This is a genomic window from Aurantiacibacter rhizosphaerae, from assembly GCF_009807005.1.
GTDB classification, from domain to species: domain Bacteria; phylum Pseudomonadota; class Alphaproteobacteria; order Sphingomonadales; family Sphingomonadaceae; genus Alteraurantiacibacter; species Alteraurantiacibacter rhizosphaerae.
Window position 1 is genome coordinate 859,592 of sequence record NZ_WUBR01000002.1, and the last position, 16,209, is coordinate 875,800.

General features: G+C 63.3%; 14 protein-coding genes. 10 read left to right on the forward strand and 4 right to left on the reverse strand.

Annotated features, from left to right (window positions below):
• Positions 1–137: 137 nt before the first annotated feature.
• The 3 genes from GRF63_RS11725 to hemC form a co-directional block, all read right to left on the reverse strand.
• A complete protein-coding gene (locus GRF63_RS11725; RefSeq protein WP_202131685.1) occupies positions 138–1,073 on the reverse strand; it encodes an MICOS complex subunit MIC60 in 936 nt (311 codons plus the stop codon).
• 99 nt (positions 1,074–1,172) lie between these two features.
• Entirely contained in the window at positions 1,173–1,841 is a 669-nt protein-coding gene (locus GRF63_RS11730) for a uroporphyrinogen-III synthase (RefSeq protein ID WP_160486164.1), read from the reverse strand.
• A gap of 14 nt (positions 1,842–1,855) precedes the next feature.
• A complete protein-coding gene (gene hemC / locus GRF63_RS11735; protein WP_160486165.1) occupies positions 1,856–2,782 on the reverse strand; it encodes a hydroxymethylbilane synthase in 927 nt (308 codons plus the stop codon).
• 44 nt (positions 2,783–2,826) lie between these two features.
• On the opposite strand from hemC, the gene tsaD reads away from it, so the two are divergent.
• The 10 genes from tsaD (at position 2,827) to GRF63_RS11785 (ending at position 14,038) form a co-directional block, all read left to right on the forward strand.
• Positions 2,827–3,864: a tRNA (adenosine(37)-N6)-threonylcarbamoyltransferase complex transferase subunit TsaD gene (tsaD, locus tag GRF63_RS11740; protein ID WP_160486166.1), complete on the forward strand. Its 1,038-nt coding sequence runs from the start codon at positions 2,827–2,829 to the stop codon at positions 3,862–3,864.
• On the forward strand, positions 3,861–4,859 hold the full coding sequence (locus GRF63_RS11745) for an NAD(P)H-dependent glycerol-3-phosphate dehydrogenase (RefSeq protein WP_160486167.1): 999 nt from the start codon (positions 3,861–3,863) through the stop codon (positions 4,857–4,859). Before tsaD ends, GRF63_RS11745 begins: the two co-directional genes overlap by 4 nt.
• The gene (locus GRF63_RS11750) at positions 4,856–6,424 is read left to right on the forward strand and encodes a lipopolysaccharide biosynthesis protein (protein ID WP_202131686.1); all 1,569 of its coding nucleotides are present in this window, start codon (positions 4,856–4,858) and stop codon (positions 6,422–6,424) included. Before GRF63_RS11745 ends, GRF63_RS11750 begins: the two co-directional genes overlap by 4 nt.
• A gap of 150 nt (positions 6,425–6,574) precedes the next feature.
• Complete coding sequence (locus GRF63_RS11755) at positions 6,575–8,215, forward strand: vWA domain-containing protein (RefSeq protein WP_160486168.1); 1,641 nt, start codon at positions 6,575–6,577, stop codon at positions 8,213–8,215.
• A gap of 22 nt (positions 8,216–8,237) precedes the next feature.
• A complete protein-coding gene (locus GRF63_RS11760; protein WP_160486169.1) occupies positions 8,238–8,978 on the forward strand; it encodes an OmpA family protein in 741 nt (246 codons plus the stop codon).
• Between the two features lie 187 nt (positions 8,979–9,165).
• Positions 9,166–9,858 carry a helix-hairpin-helix domain-containing protein gene (locus GRF63_RS11765; protein WP_160486170.1) on the forward strand — a complete coding sequence of 231 codons (693 nt, stop codon included), beginning with the start codon at positions 9,166–9,168 and terminating at the stop codon, positions 9,856–9,858.
• 93 nt (positions 9,859–9,951) lie between these two features.
• Positions 9,952–10,314, forward strand: coding sequence for a response regulator (locus tag GRF63_RS11770; RefSeq protein WP_160486171.1), 363 nt, complete (start codon positions 9,952–9,954; stop codon positions 10,312–10,314).
• Positions 10,315–10,420: 106 nt separating this feature from the next.
• A complete protein-coding gene (locus GRF63_RS11775; protein ID WP_202131687.1) occupies positions 10,421–11,605 on the forward strand; it encodes an acyl-CoA dehydrogenase in 1,185 nt (394 codons plus the stop codon).
• Between the two features lie 169 nt (positions 11,606–11,774).
• Positions 11,775–12,989 (forward strand): OmpA family protein, encoded by a 1,215-nt coding sequence (locus GRF63_RS11780; RefSeq protein ID WP_160486172.1) that lies wholly within the window; start codon positions 11,775–11,777, stop codon positions 12,987–12,989.
• A 236-nt stretch (positions 12,990–13,225) separates the two neighbouring features.
• Complete coding sequence (locus GRF63_RS11785) at positions 13,226–14,038, forward strand: hypothetical protein (protein WP_160486173.1); 813 nt, start codon at positions 13,226–13,228, stop codon at positions 14,036–14,038.
• A gap of 4 nt (positions 14,039–14,042) precedes the next feature.
• Here the strand turns inward: GRF63_RS11785 and GRF63_RS11790 are convergent, their stop codons facing one another.
• On the reverse strand, positions 14,043–16,172 hold the full coding sequence (locus GRF63_RS11790) for an acetate--CoA ligase family protein (RefSeq protein WP_160486174.1): 2,130 nt from the start codon (positions 16,170–16,172) through the stop codon (positions 14,043–14,045).
• Positions 16,173–16,209 lie beyond the last annotated feature (37 nt).

A 16,209-nucleotide genomic window follows, 5' to 3' on the forward strand; every position in this document is an offset into this window, starting at 1 on the left:
AATGCTGGCTGCGAGTGCCGAAGAAAAGCACGCGACCTGCAAGGAACCGAAGCGGGTTTTTCGCTTAGGAGGCAGAGTTTTCAAAAGAAACGCTCGGCGAGAAATCGCTACAGCGCCACGCCCAAATCGCCATTCAGCTAGTTAACGCCCTGCCGTGCGGGCAGCGCCGGGCTTAGCTGTTGTACCCGCGCCCCTTCCGCGTCGCGGATGCCGCGTGGGTCCAGTACGGCGGCGGTTTCGAGTGTTTCCAGCGCGCGCTGGGCGGCGGCGAAGCGTTCTGCATCGGCGATCCAGCTTTCCGCTTCCACCGCATTGGGCATGCCACGCACTTCCTGCACGGCAGGCGCGATCCGTCCGCTTTCGAGGAACAAGCGAGCGCGTTCCAGCCGGCGTTCGGCCACGGGAGAGGGGGTGTTGTCGCGCCGCACCACGAACAGGGATGATAGTTCGCGGCCCAGCATCGTGAACACGCCTTCACCGGCCGGTGCATCGTCCAGCACGGGGGCGATCCCTTCCAGACGGGCAACCAGACGATCCAGCGTGACGGGATCCTGCGCGGCGTCGATCACGGTTTGCACCGCGTTGGGCCGCGCCTCTCCAAAGCGCAGGCGCAGCTGGTCTGCCAGATAGCCAAGGGGCGCGCCGCGTTCGATGGCGCGGCGGCTGGCGAAGGCGATCAGCAGCCCTTCGGCGCGCGCGGCGTTTCCGGCGGCTGCCTGAGATTGCATGTCCAGCCGGGTGAGGCGCTGTTCCATCGCTGCAACGCGGCTGTCCAGCCCGCCCTGCTGTTCCTCCACCTGCTCCACACGTTCAACGGCCTTGGCAGCGGCGGCGGCACCCTGGCTGGATGACGCGCTGGGCGTGGGCGCGGGTGTGGCAAGGCCTTCCCCGGCCAGAGATACAGGGTCCTGCCCTTGTGCCTGCGCCAGTCCGGCCTCGTCCTCGCTGCGGATGCTGAAGAAATTGCCGAGGCTGAACCCGTCACCGCGCGCAAAATACAGGGCGATGACGATGCCGAGCAGGAAAGCGACGGCAAACGCGATCAGGGCGGTGCGCAAGTTCAAGCTGCGCATTTGCCACCCGGCGCGTGAGAAATCGTGACTCTGGTCCATAATGTCCTTCGCGCGACCCGTCGCAGGCGTCGCGCGGTCTGCCGTATCGGGTCAGCAACCTTAATGGCACATGTCGCGCGCCAAGGCCAACAGCTGCGCATCATTGGGTTGTGGAGCGCTTTTGACCTCTGCCCACCCCGGCCCGGCGGCCATTGCCACGCGCTGGCCGATGCAGGCCAGGTGGATCACCCCGCGGTCAAGCCCGATGCGATCGATCTCCGCACCGAAATGGCGCGCGGCGGCCGCGCTGTGCAGCATCACGCATGCCGTGCCCGTGCGCAGCCCGATTTGCGAGCTGCCGCTGATCGGCAAGGCGCGCACTTCATACACGTTGCGCTCCGTGATTGTGTGCACCCCGGCGTCCAGCGCCACCTTTTCCACTCCGCCCAGCCGCAGATAGCGGGTTGGCGTGTCATTATCGTCCAGCACGTTCTGCAGGCCGCCCTCCCCCACGCGATCCACCGTCAGATCGGCCTGCGTGGCGGCATCGGCAGTGGCATGGCCCACGGCGTGAACCGGCAGGGATGCATATTGCTCCAGCATCTTGCCAGAGTGGCGAACGGCGTTGGCGCTACCCAGCAGCAGGGCATCAAATTCCGATGCATCCGGCGCATCCCAGCGCAGCGGCATGACTTCGAACAGGGGCAGCCCCACGGCAGCCAGCCCCATGTCGCGCGCGCTTTGCAAGGTGGATTGCAGGCCCGGTTCCGGCCGGATTACGAAAAGCATTGCAGGATGTGTCCCTATGAACCGCTGAAAACGGAAGTGATGCCCGAACTGGCGCGTTGCAGCAGGTCTGCGGCAAGGCGTGCAGGCGCATCCGGATCGCCTGCCGCAAAGCGCGCTTCGCCCTCTACCCGCTCCTGTCCCGCAGGGCTGAACAGGGCGGCACGCATGGAAAGCTCGCCATCGGCAAAATCGCATCGCACGGCGATGGGGGAATGACAATTGCCGCCCAATGCCAGCAGCAATGCCCGTTCTGCCATCACTTCTGCATGGCTGGGCGCGTGATTGAGGACCGACAGCAATTCGCGCGTCCGCACGTCATCCGCGCGGCATTCCACGGCAATCGCGCCCTGTGCAGGCGCAGGCAGCCAATCCTCCGGCTCCAACGCCACGCCGACGTTTTTCTGGCCCAGCCGCAACAGCCCGGCAGCGGCCAGGAAAGTGGCGTCCGCCTCGCCCGCTTCCAGCTTGGCCAGCCGCGTGGCGACATTGCCGCGAAAGGTAACGACCTTGCAATCGGGTCGCTGGTGCAGTGCCTGCGCCGCGCGGCGCGGGGCGCTGGTGCCGATCACCGCGCCTTTCGGCAGGTCCGCCAGGCTGGCAGCGCCGATCAGCCTGTCACGCTTGTCAGCGCGGGGCAGAATGGCGATGAGGGTGAAGGCATCGGGGCGGATCGTCTCCACGTCTTTCAGGGAGTGGACGGACGCGTCAATCTCGCCATTGCCCAGCCAGATGTCCAGTTCCTTGGTCCACAGCGCCTTGCCGCCGATTTCGGCCAGCGGGCGATCCTGTATCTTGTCGCCGCTGGCCTCCACCGGCACCAGTTCGACGGCGTTACTGTCCCAGCCGTGGGCGGCACACAGCCTTGCGCGCGCCTCCTCCGCCTGTGCCAATGCCAGCGGCGAGCGCCGCGTTCCAAGCTTCAAGAGTGGTTGCTTCGTCATGGGTTTGCTTGCCCTAGCGGCGTGAAAGTCTAAGGGGAAGCGGGATGACACTGGTTCTCGGCATTGAAAGCAGCTGCGACGAAACGGCAGCGGCGCTGGTGACGGATGGGCGGGACATTCTCGCGCAGGCCATCGCCAGCCAGGAGGAAGAGCATTCCCCCTATGGCGGCGTGGTGCCGGAAATCGCCGCGCGCGCCCATGCAGAGCGGCTGGCCCCCTTGATAGAGCGCGTGCTGGCAGAGGCGGGAAAGACGCTGCACGATTGCGATGCCATCGCCGCCACCGCCGGCCCCGGCCTGATCGGCGGCGTGATGGTTGGCCTCGTCACGGCAAAGGCGCTGGCGATGGCGAGCGACAAGCCGCTGATGGCGGTGAACCATCTGGAAGGCCATGCCCTCTCCCCCCGGCTTGCCGATGCGAACCTTCAATTTCCCTATGCCTTGCTGCTGGTGAGCGGCGGGCATTGCCAGATCCTGCGGGTGGAAGGCGTGGGCAAATATCAACGCCTCGCCACCACGATAGACGATGCGTTGGGAGAAGCTTTCGACAAAACCGCCAAGATCCTGGGCCTTGGCTATCCCGGTGGCCCTGCGGTGGAAAAGCTGGCCCTCGCTGGCGATCCCCGGACCGTTCCCCTCCCCCGGCCCCTGCTGAAAAGCAAGGAGCCGCATTTCAGCTTTGCCGGATTGAAAAGCGCCGTGCTGCGCGCGCATGATGCAGGCCAGCACGGCGATGCCGATATCGCCGCCAGTTTCCAGCAGGCGGCGCTCGATTGCATCCTCGATCGCACGCGCCGCGCCCTCAGCACGATGGCGCCCGTCTCCGCACTGGTGGTGGCAGGCGGTGTGGCGGCGAACCAGACCATTCGCGGCGGGCTGGAAGGTCTGGCAGGCGAATTCGGCCTGCCGTTCACCGCGCCGCCATTGATGCTGTGTACAGACAATGCCGCCATGATCGCTTGGGCGGGTGTGGAACGTATGGCAGCAGGTTTCGAACCCGATCCGCTGGATCTGAAAGCGCGCCCCCGCTGGCCGCTGGACCCGGACGCAGAACCCGCCAGAGGCGCAGGAGTGAAAGCATGATTGGTGTTGTGGGCGCAGGCGCATGGGGAACCGCTCTGGCGCAAATGCTGGCTTCCGACGGGCGCGATGTGCTGCTTTGGGCACTGGACGATGGGCTGGCCGAGGCGATCAACGAAACCCGTTGCAACGGCCTCTACCTGCCTTCTGCCGACCTTGCCCCCTCCATCCGCGCCACCCATGATCTGTCCGATATGGAAGCATGCGATATCCTGCTGCTGGTGACGCCGGCGCAGCATCTTGGATCGGTGCTGAGCAAGATGGGCAGCTTCCCGCAGGATCTGGTGCTGTGTTCCAAGGGTATCGAGCAGAGCAGCGGCCGCATGATGAATGACGTGGCGCAGGAAGCCGCGCCCGATGCGCAGATTGCCGTGCTGTCCGGCCCCACCTTCGCGCATGAAGTTGCCGAGGGGCTTCCCGCTGCCGTGACGCTGGCCTGCGGCGGTGGTGACACGCAGTGGGAGCGGCTGGCCCCCGCCATCGCCCGGCCCAATTTCCGGCCTTATTATTCCGATGATGTAACAGGCGCAGAAATCGGCGGCGCGGTGAAGAACGTGCTGGCCATCGCCTGCGGCGTGGTGGACGGGCTTGGCCTGGGGCAGAACGCCCGTAACGCACTGATCACGCGCGGTTTTGCAGAGATGTTGCGCTTTGGCGTGGCACTGGGCGGCAAGCCGGAGACGCTGAATGGCCTCTGCGGCCTTGGTGACCTCGTGCTCACCTGCTCCTCCACATCCAGCCGCAATTTCTCGCTCGGCAAGGCGCTGGGCGAAGGGATGAGCGCGGCAGAGGCGCTGTCCGACAAGCGCACCGTGGCCGAAGGCGCGCACACCGCGCCCGTCCTGCGCGAACTGGCGCAGCGCCACGCCATATCCATGCCCATCACCGATGCCGTGAACGCTCTGCTGAACGGAGAGGCCGCGCGCGATGTTGTGCAAGGATTGCTCGCCCGCCCGCTGAAGGCCGAGGGGCACCGTGCCGGAGACCTTGGCGCTTGAGCAAGCTGGACGAACGGGAAGAAGAAGCCAGCAAGCCCGGCGGCGATATTGCCGCGCTGGCCAAGGGCGGGCGCACCAATGTGCTGGGCTTTGGCCTGCGCCTGCTGGCGCGGCTGCCGTTCCTGTTCATCGCCGGACAGCTTTACGGGGCAGAGGCGCTGGGCATCTATGCCTATGCCCTGCTGGTGGTGGAACTGACCGCGCTGATCTGCTCCATTGGTGAAAAGCGCGGACTGGCGCAGCGCCTTCGTGAAGGGGATGGCAGTGCCACCAATCTGATCGCGGATTCGCTGCTGGTGGCGCTGGTGTTTTCTTGCATCGCGGCGGCAGGCTTCTTCCTGGTCCCCGCGCCGCTGTTTCCCAACGGCATGTCCAGCGATCTGGACCGCTGGATCGTGTTGGCCATTCCCGGCTATGCGCTGACGGAGATCGTGCTGGCGGCGCAGGCCTATAAATATGATATCGGCACCACCGTGCGCGCCCGTGCCGTGGTGGAGCCGTGGACAATCTCCATCCTGGCAGGCGCATTCTGGTTCGTGCCCGCCATTGGCGATGCCGGCCTTACGCTGGCCTATTTGTTCTCCATCTTTGCAGGGCTGGTGACGGCGCTGGTGCCGTTCTTCAAAACCTATGGCAGGCCGCATGGCTGGGTGCCGCATCCTGCGCGCATCGTACCCATGGTGGTGCGCGCATTGCCGCTGGCGGTGACCGACGCAATCGAATGGGGCACGCGGCGGGTGGACCTGCTGATATTGGGCTGGTTTGCCGGGCCAGTGGCGCTGGGCATTTACTGGATGGCGCAACAGGTCGCCAGCCTGCCGCAAAAGCTGAAAACCAGTTTCGAGCCGATCCTCGGCCCGGTCATCACGGCCAAGCTGAAAGAGAAAGACTACGCCGCCATTGCCCGGCAGGTGTGCCAGGTGGGTTTCTGGATCGTGGCTGCGCAGGCGGGCATCGCGCTGGCGCTGGGCATACCGGGAGAGGCGCTGATGGGCCTGATGGGCGATGCCGGTGAATTCGTGCCCGGCACGCCTGCCCTCGCCTTCCTGCTGGCGGCAGAAGTGGTGGCGGCCACCGCCGTCGTCTCGGAAGCCGCGCTGATCTACGTCGCGCGGGTGCGCAATCTGTGGGTTTCCATTGCCACCCTCGCCTTGCAGGCGGCGCTGACCGTGGCGGCCATGCTGGTGATCGACACGCTGAACTTCGCCGATCCACAGCGCGCCGATATCTGGCGCGCGGCGGCGGCGGCAGCGGCGCTGATGCTGTCGCTAGGCGTCGCCTCGGTGGTGAAGGCGGTGATGCTGGGCAAGATCCTGGGCCATTCGATCAACAACTGGCGCTGGGCGCTGGTATGGGCAGCGGCTGCGGCCGTGGTGGTGGGGCAACTCGCCATCCTTTTGCCAGAATGGGCGGAGCTGGCGCTGGGCATTCCTGCGATCATCGGTGTGTACGGCTACATCATCTGGACGCGCGGCTTCGGGCCGGAAGACCGCGTATTGTTCAGCAAGAAGCCCAAGCCTGTGGAAGGCGAGAATTACCCCGTTCGCGGCCAGCCACCGATTTAGGCCTTCCCCCTCAAAACTGCCGAAATTGACGATTGTGACATGATAAGGCACATCTGCCTTAATCTCGCCACAATTCAGCCACTGTTAATGTTGTAACATCACATTTGTGAAGTCGGACGCGCTTGTCCGGCTAACAAGGGGAGAGAATTGATGACCGCCATGAACAGGATCAAAGGCCTTACCGGAGCCTGCACCGCCACCGCCATGCTGCTGACGCTGGTCGCCTGCGCACAGGTTGAGGAGCGTACCGCTACCGAAGCCGTGACCACGCTCGATATGGAAGAGTACCCGATGAATGCGCCGATGATGCGGGAGGAAATGGCCGCTGACGCTTCCTATGCCATCGCCCCTCCCCCTGTCGTCATGCCGCAGTATCAGAACAACGAGCGATATGACGGGGAGGAAGTATCGGCGGTTCAACTGGTGGCCGAGGCACCCGTCTCCACCTTCTCCGTGGATGTAGACACCGGCGCCTATGCCAATGTCCGCCGCTTCCTGTCGCAAGGCCGACTGCCGCCGCAGGCCGCCGTTCGCACGGAAGAGCTGATCAATTATTTCCGCTATGATTATCCCGCACCCAAAACCCGTGCGCAGCCCTTCTCCGTCACCACCGATATGGCGGTAACCCCGTGGAACCCGGACACGCGCATCCTGCGCGTTGGCCTTCGCGGATATGATCTGCCGCGCAAAAATCGCCCCGCGGCCAATCTGGTCTTCCTGCTGGATGTGTCGGGCAGCATGAACGATGCCGACAAGCTGCCTCTGGTAAAAACCGCCATGCGCCAGCTTGCGGGAGAATTGCAGCGGCAGGACCGTGTTTCCATCGTCGTTTACGCCGGGGCAACAGGCGTGGTGCTGGAACCTACGAATAATACACGCGCCATCCGCCGCGCGCTGGATCGGCTGGAGGCGGGCGGCTCCACCGCTGGCGCTGCGGGCCTGCGCCTTGCCTATGACAAGGCGCGTGAAAGCTTCATCGATGGCGGCGTGAACCGCGTGATCCTGGCGACCGACGGCGATTTCAACGTGGGCGTTTCCGATCAGGATGCGCTGGTCGAAATGATCGAAAAACAGCGCGACAGCGGCATCACGCTGACCACGCTCGGCTTTGGATCGGGCAATTATAACGAAGCGATGATGGAGCAGATCGCCGACCACGGTAATGGCAATTACGCCTATATCGACAGCGCGATGGAAGCGCGAAAGGTGCTGTCGGACGAGATGACCTCCACTCTTTTCACCATCGCTCATGATGTGAAGATACAGGTGGAATTCAATCCTGAACATGTCTCCCAATATCGCCTGATCGGTTATGAGAACCGCGCCCTGCGGGAAGAGGATTTCGACAATGATGCCGTCGATGCTGGCGATATCGGTGCCGGGCACCAGGTCACGGCATTGTACGAAATCGTTCCTGCCGGGAAGGAAGGCTGGGTGCGTGCGCGCCGCTATGATGGCAACCGTTCGGATGGCGGCTCCGTCATGCGTGAAGGCGGTTCCGGCGATGAAGTGGCGTTCGTTCAGCTCCGCTACAAATTGCCGGGGCAAGATCGCTCTCGCCTGATCCAGCGCCCTGTTTCCACCACCATGCTGGCCAGCGCCCGCCCGGCCCGCGGGGACATGGCCTTCGTTGCAGCAGTCGCGGCCTACGGCCAAGGCCTGCGCGGAGACACTCTGCTGCGCGGCTTCGGGTATGACGATGCCGTGTCGCTGGCCGGACGGCAGGACGGGTACTGGCGGGAGGAGTTCCTGCAGCTTGCCAGTCTTGCACAAACACTCGACGCGCGTTGAGCTGACACGCTAAGGCGGGGGAATGAATTACCTCCGCAAACCACAATTCGCGCTGATTGCCGGGGTGCTGGCCTGCATCGCGCTGGCCTATACGGTCGGCGGGGCCAGTGGCCCCGGCATCGCCCGCGCCCTCTCCGCCTCCGCCCCCGCAGCCATACAGGGGGCTGGCGGCGGCGATGAAGTGGTGGCGCATTTCCAATCCCCCAATGGCTGGCCCAGCCGCCATCCGGTGCTGACCGGCGCTGAACAGCTGGACGAAACCACCCGTTCGCGCATCGCCCGCGCCGTGGCCGCTCTGCCGGGCGTCGGCGGCATCCGCTGGTCAGACGGCGACATGATGGTGGAACAGCATTTCAGCCCGCTGCATTGTCAGGAGGACGTGCAGGCCCTGCTGCGCGCGCGCACGATCCGGTTCGAGGAAAGCTCTGCCCGCATCGATGTTGCCAGCCGTTCCCTGATTGATGAGGTCGCGTCTTCCCTGCGCCCGTGCCTTGGCGCGGTGATCCAGATTGCCGGACATACCGATCGATCCGGTCCTGAGGACATCAACATCGCGCTGTCCACCGAACGTGCGGAGGCCGTGCGCCAGGCGCTGATGCAGCGCGGCATTCCCGGCAATGTCCTGCAGGTGGCCGGTGAAGGCTCTTCCCATCCGGTAGACGGGCTGGAACCGACCGACCCTGCCAATCGTCGTATTGAATTCTCGGTCATTTCAACGCAGCCGCTGGTCCCGACCCCGGTCGATACGCCCGCACCGCGCTGATCCTGTCACCATCGGCGAAGACGATCAGAACGGGGCAAGTTGCCCGAATCGCCCGAGATATAGCAAAGAGGCCGACATGCCGATCTGGATGGAAGTGCTGGTTATGATGCTGTTCGCCTATGCCGTGGGGCTTGGGCTCGGCTGGGCCGTGTGGGGCCGCGATACATGAGTTTTCGGAGAGTTTAACATGGTTGAGTTGTTGCAGGCTAACTGGATCCTGGTGGTCCTGGCGCTGGTGATCGGATTGCTGGTTGCATGGTGGATCTTCGTCGCATCGCGCCGCACCAAGGTGCAGGTAGAAGAGCGGGACGACACCGCCCCCACCACGGCAAAGCGCAACCAGGCGCTGATCGATTCTCCGCCTGCAGCCACCACTGGCGATGGCATTGCCCCGCCCGATTACGCGGACGCGCAGGATGCAGAAGCCGCCCGCACCGCCGCCTCTCCCGGGCCGACCTCTGCCGCCGCCAATGCCGACAACACGGCCGCTGCTGCACTGGGTACCGATGCCGAGGCTGGCGATGGCGTACCGGCGCGCGCCGCCATCAAGGATACGCCGCCGCCTCCGCCAGCGAAGGATGAGGCGCAGCCGGAAGCAACGCCCGCTGCCACCTCGTCGCAGCCTGCATCAACCTCCGATGCCGATGACCTGCGCCGCATCAAGGGTGTCGGCCCCAAGCTGGTGACCATCCTGCACGAGCACGGCGTTACCTCCTTTGCGCAGATCGCCGCATGGACGGAACAGGACATCGATTCCATCGACGCGCAGCTTGGCCGTTTTCAGGGCCGTATCCGGCGCGATAACTGGGTTGAACAGGCGGCTTTGCTGAAAGATGGAGACACGGCCGCGTACGAAGCCCGGTTCGGTCGCATCGCCTGACCGGGAACCTAGCGGCTGCTACATGCGTAATGCGAACTACTGCGTAGTATAGTAAACAATGGCCGAGGACGTTTTATGGCAAGTCAAGCTGCAATGGATCAGCCCACCGTCCTGGTGGTTGAGGACGAGGTCATCATCGCGCTCGACCTGTCGGAAACCGTGCGGGACATGGGTTATCGCGTTGAGGGCCCTTATGCCACGCGCGGCCATGCGATGATTGCCATCGATCAGGAAATGCCCGATTTTGCCATTCTCGATGTGATGACGGCCGATGGCGAGGTTTTCCCGCTGGCCGATGCGCTGACGGAGGCTGGCGTGCCGATCATCTTCCATTCGGGCCATTTCACCAAGGGTGAGATCGCATCGCGCTATCCCTCTGCGCAGGCCGCGGAAAAGCCCTGCCCGCCAGACCAGCTGATGGCGATGATCCAGAAGGCCAAAGCACAGGCACACTAAGACAGGCACATTGGCACAGCCAGATTGATTGCCGGTTTCCTCGGCTCGCCAGAGTTGAACAACGCTTGTTGAGCAACTAGGGCGATTTCACAGGAGACTATATACAATGGCCAGCATGGTGCCCTTCGACTGGGCCGACCCGTTCAATCTTGACGACCAGCTTTCCGAAGACGAACGCATGATCCGCGATGCCGCGCATGCCTTCGCCCAAGGAACCCTGCAACCGCGCGTGATCGAGGATTACGCGAAAGAGAATGACGCCAGCGAGCTGTTCCCCCTGATGGGACAGGCGGGCATGCTGGGTGTCACCATCCCTGAAGAATTCGGCGGTTCCGGCGCGAGTTACGTCGCCTATGGCCTCGTCGCGCGAGAGATCGAGCGGGTGGACAGCGGATATCGCTCCATGGCCAGCGTGCAATCCAGCCTCGTGATGTATCCCATCCACGCCTATGGCACGGATGAACAGCGTGCCAAATACCTGCCCGGCCTCGCCTCTGGCGAATTGATCGGTTGCTTTGGCCTGACGGAGCCCGATGCGGGTTCTGATCCTGCCGGCATGCGCACCTATGCAAAGAAGGATGGCGATGGCTATTCCCTCTCCGGCGCGAAAACCTGGATTTCCAACTCGCCATTCGCCGATGTCTTCGTGGTCTGGGCCAAGTCGGAGGTGCATGGAGACAAGGTGCGCGGCTTCGTGCTGGAAAAGGGCATGGCCGGACTGGAAGCGCCCAAGATCGGCGGCAAGCTGTCCCTGCGCGCCAGCACCACGGGCATGATCCAGATGGACGAGGTGAAACTGCCCGCAAATGCGCTGCTGCCCAATGTTGAAGGTATCAAAGGGCCGTTCGGCTGTCTGAACCGCGCGCGCTACGGCATTTCATGGGGCAGCATGGGCGCGGCTGAATTCTGCTATCACGCTGCGCGCCAATATGGCCTTGATCGGCACCAGTTCGGCGTGCCGCTCGCCTCCAAGCAGCTTTATCAGCTGAAACTCGCGGACATGGTGACGGAAATCACGCTGGGCCTGCAGGGCAGCCTGCGCGTGGGGCGGTTGATGGACGAAGGCCGCTTTGCGCCTGAGATGATTTCCCTGATGAAGCGGAACAATGTGGGCAAGGCGCTTAACATCGCGCGGGCCGCAAGAGACATGCATGGTGGGAACGGTATTTCCGAGGAATATCAGGTGATGCGCCACATGGTGAACCTGGAAACGGTGAACACTTATGAAGGCACGCATGATGTTCATGCCCTGATCCTTGGTCGGGCGATCACCGGTTTGTCGGCATTTTAGCACGTCCTGCCTTTAAACATGCACATTGGGTAGTGAATGTTGTGGTTTTGGCGCAACACTCGGCTTGGTTCTGAAAGTTTTGCAATTCAGACTGGAACAATGGCGCAATAATGCCATTGAGCAAGGGATGCGGGAGGGAGTCCTTCCGTAGGTCGTAATGAGGACGAATATGAAAAAGCTATTGATCAGTGCTTCGCTGGTAGCGCTTGCCTTCCCGGCAGCCGCCCACGCGCAAGCCTACATTGGCGTCAGCGGCGGCGTTGTCTCCAATGAAAACCTTGAGAACGAAGGCGATTTCGCCGGACGCGTTCCTGCCAACGGCGCGCTTCCTGCGATCCCGTCGGGCACGGACTATTCTTTTGAAACCAACACCGAGCTGGGTTGGACTGCCGGTGGCCAGATCGGCTACAAGTTCGACAACGGCTTCCGTCTTGAACTGGACGGCAACTACCAGTCGACGCAGATCGACTTCCACAAGGATCTGGTAGTCGGTGGCACGAACATCGACGGCCTCGATTACGGCCAGGCTTTCCGCCGCACCACCAACCCCACGAACTCCACCGTTGGTGAGTTCCTGGCAGATGGCGACGGCGACGTGGAAACCTACGGCGTATTCCTGAACGCACTTTATGACTTCGACCTCGGCGGCATCCAGCCTTACCTTGGTGTCGGTGGCGGCGTCATGGTTGTCGATCTGGACTACAAGCCCGACGGTCTTCGTCTGGTGAACGATGCCGATCCCGTGTGGGCCTACCAGGGCATCGCCGGTATCTCTGGCGATCTGTCCGACAACATTCAGCTGTTCGCTGAATACAAGTATCGCGGCCTGTTTGATGAGCCTGACTTCATCTTCACCGGCCCGCTGCCCATCAACGGCCTGAACACCGACCTGAACCAGCACTCTGCTGTGCTGGGTCTGCGCTTCATGCTGGGTGGTGCCGAGGAAGTTCTTCCTCCGCCTCCCCCACCGCCGCCGCCGCCCCCGCCGCCTCCCCCGCCGCCTCCTCCCCCGCCGCCGCCTCCGGCTGCAGTGTGTGAGCAGGGCCCGTACATCGTGTTCTTCGATTGGGATCAGTCGGACATCACGCCGGAAGCAGCCACCGTGCTCAACTCTGCAATCACCGCCTATGGCGATTGCGGCACAGCAGCGATCATGCTGGCCGGTCACACCGACCGTTCGGGCAGCGTCCAGTACAACATCGGCCTGGCCGAACGTCGTAACGACTCGGTTGAGAACTACCTGACCGGTCGCGGCATTCCGTCGACCCGCATCACGACCGAAGCCTTTGGTGAAAGCATGCCTCGCGTGCCGACCGCCGACGGTGTTCGTGAACTGCAGAACCGCCGTGTGGAAATCACCTACGGTCCGGGTTCGGGCATGTAAGCGACTACGCTTCGATGATTACGAGAAGGGCCGGGAGCAATCCTGGCCCTTTTTGTTTGTGCGTGATCGCTGTTGAATTGTGGCGGTGTGGATGACAGTGCGGGTTCATTGCCAAGGGCCTAACGCCCCGCCTTCGCTGAATTCGGAAAACCCCTGCCATCAACGCCCGCACCACTTTTCAGGACGATCCCAACCCAGAGGATAGAATCCCCGGTCATCCAGGTGCCTTGGCCCGAATGATGGCGGCTATTGCCGGCGCGTTTCCCGACGATGTGCCGAAACGGACCCTTGGCCTTGCGCTGGCATTGGGGATCGAACTGCTCATCATCCTCCTGCTGTTTTCCCTGAGTTTCGGCGGGGAAGAGCCTTCCCCTGCCGCGCCCAGCATCAGCACATTCGACGTTTCGCAATCGCCAGCCGCCGTGGAACCAGAGCCGGAACAGTCTGCTGAGAATGAGGCGGCTCAGCCAGAGGAGGCGTTCGAACCGCAGCCCAGCCCGCTGGAAACATCCTCCCCGGCGCCATTGCCGCGCGCGATCACGCTGTCGCAGCACCCAGTGCCATTACCGCAAGCTGCGCCCCAGCCCGCACCTCAGCCAGCACCCCAGCCCAGCCCGAAGCCCACAGCGAAAACCACTGGCACCATCGGTGCAGTCGTACGCTCCGATCGCAATGTCGGCCCGGCGGACACCGGTTCCAGCCGCGGCGCGGATAGCGAGCGGGTGGGCACCGCGCCCGACGGATCGCCGCTCTACGCAGCCCGCTGGTATCGCGAACCCAGTCCGGATCAATTGTCCGGCTATCTATCCGCAGCCAACAGCCCCGGATGGGGCCTGATCGCGTGCAAGACAGCGCCGGGATGGCGGGTGGAGGAATGCGCGGTACTCGACGAATATCCGCGAAACTCCGGCATAGCCCGCGCCGTGCAGGCCGCCGCGTGGCAGTTCCAGGTGCGCCCGCCGCGCCTTGGCGGGGCGTATCAGGTGGGCAGCTGGGTCAGGATCAGGATCGATTACACGCGCAATCTGCGCAACCAATCGGGTTACTGATCGCTCAATCCACCAGCATGAGCGCATCCAGCGCGATTACGCCCTGCCCCAGCGGATAGACGATCACCGGGTTCAGATCGACTTCGCGGATGGAGGGGTTGCCCACCATGATCCGGCCCATCGTCACGATCATTTCCGCCAGCGCGTCCACATCCAAAGCCGGGCTTCCGCGCCAGCCGGTGAGAAGGGGCGCCTGCTTCAATTGCAGCAGCCCTTCCCTCACCTGCTCCTCACCCAGATCGGGGGTAAACAGCTTTACATCCTTCAGGATTTCCGCGGTCACGCCGCCGAACCCTGCCAGCACTACGGGCCCCCATTGCGGATCGTGCTTGGCGCCCACGATCATCTCTGTGCCCATCGTGCCCATCTTTTCCACCAGTACGCCGTCCAGGCTGATGCTGGCGTCATAGGCGGACACGTTGCCATACATGCGATCGAACGCCTCGCGCACGTCATCGGCGGATTTCAGGTTCAGGATCACCCCGCCCGCATCGCTCTTGTGGCCAAGCGCGGCGGCCTGCGCCTTCATGACGACGGGATAGCCCAGCGCATCGGCAGCAGCGGCAGCATCGTCTGCCGTGGCGGCAAAGGTGCTTTCGGGGAACGGCACGCCCAGCGGGCGCAGCAGGTCCTTCGCGCGATATTCGGGGATCACGCCGCTTTCGCCATCGATCCCTTCAATCTTTATCGCCTTTACCGAGCAGTCCGACAGGTCGCGCTTGGCAAGGTCTGCCAGCCGCGCGATGGCGCGATATGCACGCTCGGTAGAGGGGAAATAGGGAATGCCGACGCGGGCGAGCCCCTCTATATATTTCTCCGGCACATTCGCGCCTTCATCGACACCGGCGAACACCAGCGGCTTGCCCAGATCGCGGCCGTCCAGCACCTTCTGGATGGCGGGAAACTTGATCTCGCTCGTGATGGGGTCGGACTGGATGATGGAGGCCACCACGCTGCCGATCCGCTCATCCTCAAGCAACGCGGTGAGGAGATTGGTGTAGATCTCCGGCTCCGACAGGCCGATCGCGGTGATGTCCGTGGGGTTGGAGACAGGCACGAAATCGGGCAGCACTTCGCGCAGTTTCGGGCTGTTCTCGTCGTTCAGCTCGATCAGGTCGAGGCCAACGTCCTGCGCCAGGTCAAAGGCAAGGCCGCGCAATGCGCCGCTTTCGCCCAGCACCGCCATATTGGCACCCGGCAATGTTTCGCAGGTGACGGCGATGGTGGCGATGTCGCCCAGCTCTTCCAGCGTATCTGCAAAGATGATGCCTTCGCGGATCAGCTTGGCCTTCATCAGCGCATAGTTGCCTGCCATTGCGCCCGTGTGGGTGGCGGCGGATTCCTGTGCCTTGTCGCTCTTGCCGGGGTGCAGCATCACGATGGGCTTGCCAGCTTCCCGCGCGCGGCGCGCTGCGGCGATGAAAGCCTGCGGACGGCGGAAATTCTCCACATACATGGCGATCACGTGCGTGGCGGGATCATCCACCAGCCATTCCACGTAATCCTCCACGCCCGATGCCGCCTCATTACCGGTGGAGACGGAGGTGGAGACATAACAGCCGCGCGGGTGCAGCGTGGTGGCCAGCACTGCTGCCAATGCGCCGGACTGGCTCGCGATACCCACTGCCCGCGCGCCTTCGGGCGGGGTCTTCATGTTGGTTTCCACGAAGGTAAGCGGAATACGCTCCACATAGTTCGTGCAGCCGAGGCAATTGGGGCCTTCGATGATAATGCCATGCTCTTCGGCGATGCGCGCCAATTCGGCCTGGTCCTTCGCGCCTTCCTCTCCCGCTTCGGAGAAGCCGGCGGCATAGATCACCACGGCGCCGCAGCCGTTTTCGGCCAGGTCTCGCACGGTCTGCACCACGAAGGGGCGCGGGATCGCCAGAACGGCGCAGTCCACGCCTGCGGGCAGTTCCTTTACATCCTTGTAGACCTTCAGGCCTTGCAACTCGTCCCGCTTGGGATTCACCGGGTAAACATCGCCATCGAATTCATACTGCACGAGGTTGTTCAGCAGCGTGCAGCCCAGAGCGCCATGACGGTCTGACGCGCCGATGACGGCCACCGATTTGGGGCGCAGCAGGCGATCGATCTGTTTGTTGGTGAAGCGGCGGGTGGTCATCGGTGTCATCCCCTGAAGGCATGCCAAACCCCGGACATACCGGGGC